We start from the raw sequence: 4,630 nt of genomic DNA on the forward strand, positions 1-4,630 counted from the left end.
CTGTGTTCGGCATGGGTACAGGTGTATCTCCTAGGCTATCGTCACTTAACTCTGAGTAATACCTACTCAAAATTGAATATCTATCAAATACCAAGAAAACCTCACACTTCGTATTCTCAGTTACTTTGGATAAGTCCTCGAGCTATTAGTATTAGTCCGCTACATGTGTCGCCACACTTCCACTTCTAACCTATCTACCTGATCATCTCTCAGGGCTCTTACTGATATAAAATCATGGGAAATCTCATCTTGAGGTGGGTTTCACACTTAGATGCTTTCAGCGTTTATCCCTTCCCTACATAGCTACCCAGCGATGCCTTTGGCAAGACAACTGGTACACCAGCGGTAAGTCCACTCTGGTCCTCTCGTACTAGGAGCAGATCCTCTCAAATTTCCTACGCCCGCGACGGATAGGGACCGAACTGTCTCACGACGTTCTGAACCCAGCTCGCGTGCCGCTTTAATGGGCGAACAGCCCAACCCTTGGGACCGACTACAGCCCCAGGATGCGACGAGCCGACATCGAGGTGCCAAACCTCCCCGTCGATGTGAACTCTTGGGGGAGATAAGCCTGTTATCCCCAGGGTAGCTTTTATCCGTTGAGCGATGGCCCTTCCATACGGAACCACCGGATCACTAAGCCCGACTTTCGTCCCTGCTCGAGTTGTAGCTCTCGCAGTCAAGCTCCCTTATACCTTTACACTCTGCGAATGATTTCCAACCATTCTGAGGGAACCTTTGGGCGCCTCCGTTACCTTTTAGGAGGCGACCGCCCCAGTCAAACTGCCCGTCAGACACTGTCTCCGATAGGGATAACCTATCCGGGTTAGAGTGGCCATAACACAAGGGTAGTATCCCAACAACGTCTCCTTCGAAACTGGCGTCCCGATCTCTTAGACTCCTACCTATCCTGTACATGTGGTACAGACACTCAATATCAAACTGCAGTAAAGCTCCATGGGGTCTTTCCGTCCTGTCGCGGGTAACCTGCATCTTCACAGGTACTAAAATTTCACCGAGTCTCTCGTTGAGACAGTGCCCAAATCATTACGCCTTTCGTGCGGGTCGGAACTTACCCGACAAGGAATTTCGCTACCTTAGGACCGTTATAGTTACGGCCGCCGTTTACTGGGGCTTCAATTCATACCTTCGGATTACTCCTAAGCACTCCTCTTAACCTTCCAGCACCGGGCAGGCGTCACCCCCTATACATCATCTTACGATTTAGCAGAGAGCTGTGTTTTTGATAAACAGTTGCTTGGGCCTATTCACTGCGGCTGACTTAAAGTCAGCACCCCTTCTCCCGAAGTTACGGGGTCATTTTGCCGAGTTCCTTAACGAGAGTTCTCTCGCTCACCTGAGGCTACTCGCCTCGACTACCTGTGTCGGTTTGCGGTACGGGTAGAGTATGTTTAAACGCTAGAAGCTTTTCTTGGCAGTGTGACGTCACTAACTTCGCTACTAAACTTCGCTCCCCATCACAGCTCAATGTTATAGAACTAAGCATTTAACTCAATTCACACCTCACTGCTTAGACAGACACTTCCATTCGTCTGCTTTAGTTAGCCTACTGCGTCCCTCCATCACTACATACTCTAGTACAGGAATATCAACCTGTTGTCCATCGGATACACCTTTCGGTCTCTCCTTAGGTCCCGACTAACCCAGGGCGGACGAGCCTTCCCCTGGAAACCTTAGTCTTACGGTGGACAGGATTCTCACCTGTCTTTCGCTACTCATACCGGCATTCTCACTTCTATGCGTTCCAGCACTCCTCACGGTATACCTTCTTCACACATAGAACGCTCTCCTACCATACCTATAAAGGTATCCACAGCTTCGGTAAATTGTTTTAGCCCCGGTACATTTTCGGCGCAGGGTCACTCGACTAGTGAGCTATTACGCACTCTTTGAATGAATAGCTGCTTCTAAGCTAACATCCTAGTTGTCTGTGCAACCCCACATCCTTTTCCACTTAACAATTATTTTGGGACCTTAGCTGGTGGTCTGGGCTGTTTCCCTTTCGACTACGGATCTTAGCACTCGCAGTCTGACTGCCGACCATAATTCATTGGCATTCGGAGTTTATCTGAGATTGGTAATCCGGGATGGACCCCTCACCCAAACAGTGCTCTACCTCCAAGAATCTTGATGTCGACGCTAGCCCTAAAGCTATTTCGGAGAGAACCAGCTATCTCCAAGTTCGTTTGGAATTTCTCCGCTACCCACAAGTCATCCAAGCACTTTTCAACGTGCCCTGGTTCGGTCCTCCAGTGCGTCTTACCGCACCTTCAACCTGCTCATGGGTAGGTCACATGGTTTCGGGTCTACGACATGATACTAAGGCGCCCTATTCAGACTCGGTTTCCCTGCGGCTCCGTCTCTTCAACTTAACCTCGCATCATATCGTAACTCGCCGGTTCATTCTACAAAAGGCACGCTCTCACCCATTAACGGGCTCGAACTTGTTGTAGGCACACGGTTTCAGGTTCTATTTCACTCCCCTCCCGGGGTGCTTTTCACCTTTCCCTCACGGTACTGGTTCACTATCGGTCACTAGGGAGTATTTAGGGTTGGGAGATGGTCCTCCCAGATTCCGACGGGATTTCACGTGTCCCGCCGTACTCAGGATACTGCTAGGTACAAAGACTATTTTAAATACGAGGCTGTTACTCTCTTTGGCTGATCTTCCCAAATCATTCTTCTATAATCTTTGAGTCCACATTGCAGTCCTACAACCCCGAAGAGTAAACTCTTCGGTTTGCCCTCCTGCCGTTTCGCTCGCCGCTACTAAGGCAATCGCTTTTGCTTTCTCTTCCTGCAGCTACTTAGATGTTTCAGTTCACTGCGTCTTCCTCCTCACATCCTTAACAGATGCGGGTAACAGGTAGTACCTGTTGGGTTCCCCCATTCGGAAATCCCTGGATCATCGCTTACTTACAGCTACCCAAGGCATATCGTCGTTTGTCACGTCCTTCTTCGGCTCCTAGTGCCAAGGCATCCACCGTGCGCCCTTATTAACTTAACCTTATTTTTTGACCTTTCAGTCATAAACTCTTTTAATACTACAGCGTTTCGGTTTATTTTCTTGTTACTATTTGATATAGATATTCAATTTTCAATGTGCATTACTTGGTGATCTCTCACCAATGGAGCCTAGCGGGATCGAACCGCTGACCTCCTGCGTGCAAAGCAGGCGCTCTCCCAGCTGAGCTAAGGCCCCACAAGACCTCTCAAGACTAAACAAGACCAATGTGCAGTTCCTTATCCTTAGAAAGGAGGTGATCCAGCCGCACCTTCCGATACGGCTACCTTGTTACGACTTCACCCCAATCATCTATCCCACCTTAGGCGGCTGGCTCCAAATGGTTACCTCACCGACTTCGGGTGTTACAAACTCTCGTGGTGTGACGGGCGGTGTGTACAAGGCCCGGGAACGTATTCACCGCGGCGTGCTGATCCGCGATTACTAGCGATTCCGACTTCATGTAGGCGAGTTGCAGCCTACAATCCGAACTGAGACTGGCTTTAAGAGATTAGCTTGCCGTCACCGGCTTGCGACTCGTTGTACCAGCCATTGTAGCACGTGTGTAGCCCAGGTCATAAGGGGCATGATGATTTGACGTCATCCCCACCTTCCTCCGGTTTATTACCGGCAGTCTCGCTAGAGTGCCCAACTGAATGATGGCAACTAACAATAGGGGTTGCGCTCGTTGCGGGACTTAACCCAACATCTCACGACACGAGCTGACGACAACCATGCACCACCTGTCACCTCTGTCCCGAAGGAAAACTCTATCTCTAGAGCGGTCAGAGGGATGTCAAGACCTGGTAAGGTTCTTCGCGTTGCTTCGAATTAAACCACATGCTCCACCGCTTGTGCGGGCCCCCGTCAATTCCTTTGAGTTTCAACCTTGCGGTCGTACTCCCCAGGCGGAGTGCTTAATGCGTTAGCTGCGGCACTAAACCCCGGAAAGGGTCTAACACCTAGCACTCATCGTTTACGGCGTGGACTACCAGGGTATCTAATCCTGTTTGCTCCCCACGCTTTCGAGCCTCAGCGTCAGTTACAAGCCAGAGAGCCGCTTTCGCCACCGGTGTTCCTCCATATATCTACGCATTTCACCGCTACACATGGAATTCCACTCTCCCCTCTTGCACTCAAGTTAAACAGTTTCCAAAGCGTACTATGGTTAAGCCACAGCCTTTAACTTCAGACTTATCTAACCGCCTGCGCTCGCTTTACGCCCAATAAATCCGGACAACGCTCGGGACCTACGTATTACCGCGGCTGCTGGCACGTAGTTAGCCGTCCCTTTCTGGTAAGATACCGTCACAGTGTGAACTTTCCACTCTCACACTCGTTCTTCTCTTACAACAGAGCTTTACGATCCGAAAACCTTCTTCACTCACGCGGCGTTGCTCGGTCAGACTTCCGTCCATTGCCGAAGATTCCCTACTGCTGCCTCCCGTAGGAGTCTGGGCCGTGTCTCAGTCCCAGTGTGGCCGATCACCCTCTCAGGTCGGCTATGTATCGTTGCCTTGGTGAGCCGTTACCTCACCAACTAGCTAATACAACGCAGGTCCATCTGGTAGTGATGCAATTGCACCTTTTAAGCAAATGTCATGC

General features: G+C 50.2%; 1 tRNA gene and 2 rRNA genes. All 3 read right to left on the bottom strand.

What is annotated here, in order from left to right:
- Nucleotides 1-125 precede the first annotated feature (125 nt).
- Nucleotides 126-3,028, bottom strand: a 23S ribosomal RNA gene (locus D8844_RS10270).
- A gap of 122 nt (nucleotides 3,029-3,150) precedes the next feature.
- Nucleotides 3,151-3,223: transfer RNA gene (locus tag D8844_RS10275), tRNA-Ala, on the bottom strand.
- Nucleotides 3,224-3,274: 51 nt separating this feature from the next.
- Nucleotides 3,275-4,630: ribosomal RNA gene (locus tag D8844_RS10280) — 16S ribosomal RNA — on the bottom strand; the annotation flags it as partial.

It is taken from the genome of Streptococcus oralis (assembly GCF_003942875.1).
GTDB lineage: Bacteria > Bacillota > Bacilli > Lactobacillales > Streptococcaceae > Streptococcus > Streptococcus oralis_BX.